Origin of the sequence: Pseudomonas sp. MD195_PC81_125 (genome assembly GCF_014060985.1) — a bacterium.
GTDB classification, from domain to species: domain Bacteria; phylum Pseudomonadota; class Gammaproteobacteria; order Pseudomonadales; family Pseudomonadaceae; genus Aquipseudomonas; species Aquipseudomonas parakoreensis.
Genome location: NZ_JABULD010000723.1, coordinates 1 through 1,232, shown reverse-complemented (window position 1 = coordinate 1,232; position 1,232 = coordinate 1). Strand labels below are relative to the sequence as shown.

Sequence of the window (1,232 nt, the reverse complement as noted above, 5' to 3'; positions counted from 1 at the left end):
ATTGGTCACGCAGGCGTTGGTAGAGCGGGAGTCGGGCATCACTGGATAAAGAATTCATCGACTTTATTCACCTTGTTATCTAGTCATCTATATGAATCTCGCGGCGAGTATTTGCCCAGATAACTTGCCTGTCAAGGAGCGGCTGTTCGTCCTGCTGACGAATGGCTGCCCCACTGCCCTTTTCATAGACATGCGGGGTTTAGCTGGCGATGTCAGATGCTGGCCGAATGTGGAGGGTCAGGAGTGACAGCAGAAAGCTGACGGCCGAGGATGACCGCTCCTGGCCGAAACCCGCCTGTCACGAAGGGCAACCTAATCATTAACCTGGTGCGATTTCAACATGTTAAAGCGTCGTCCCCAAGTCCGCTTCTGGCCGGTAGCGGTCGGTTTCCCGATGTCCGCTTCTGACTGTTTCCTGCCTGTCACGACTGACTAGCGCAGTCTCTCTGCGGATCGATGCCGTCGAGATTTCTGGTTCATCAATGATGAAACCTCTCCAACTTGAGATGGCGCGATCGGCATGTTCAAATGAATAATGGCCTTTTGCTACGGTACTCTCAATTGAAACAGAATCGCGGAATCATCCTATTTTTTTCGGCTATGACTTTTCTCTTTATCCTGGTACAGGTATGGCACGCAAAATCTGCCCAGGAAGAGAAAAAGCAGGAGCGGGAGCACCAACTCAAAGGGCTCGCGCTCATCATGAGTGCGCTGTCCGGAAAAGTATCTGATGACTCAACTCGCGTCGATTCTGTGACCTACAGCGATGAGGTCATGCGTATCTCTTACACACTCACAAAAGTTACCAAAGACGAAATCGATTCTGATGAATTCACCAAGGATGCAAGAGCGATTGCAGCTTCTGCATTCTGTAATGAAAAAGGTTTGGGACAGTTCGTGAAATCGGGTCTTTCCATTGACCTCCTCTACAAAGATTCAACCAGTTCACCGATCGTCAATTTTCAGATAGGCAAGTCCGACTGCCTCTGAAGCCCCCCTTGAAGCCCGCCTCTCTCGCGGGCTTTTTTCGCCGTGTCGTACCACAGTGAGTCCACGCAGCAGACACAACTTCCGGTGGCTGCATCAATCATTTCTGTTCGGAAGATCTGTCAATCCCCTCACGCGCAGGCGTTGTCCAGTCAGTGGCGCGCCTTTCATCAATTGAGTCGTGCTTGTGCTTTCCGTAAGCAGGCATGCGGAGTTACTGCACGCCGTGCTCAGGTAACGCAAAG

At 51.2% G+C, this 1,232-nt stretch carries 1 protein-coding gene; it reads left to right on the top strand.

Annotation, left to right across the window (positions count from 1 at the left end):
* The first annotated feature begins 561 nt into the window (after positions 1–561).
* Positions 562–990, top strand: coding sequence for a hypothetical protein (locus HT737_RS28490; protein ID WP_244905584.1), 429 nt, complete (start codon positions 562–564; stop codon positions 988–990).
* Positions 991–1,232 lie beyond the last annotated feature (242 nt).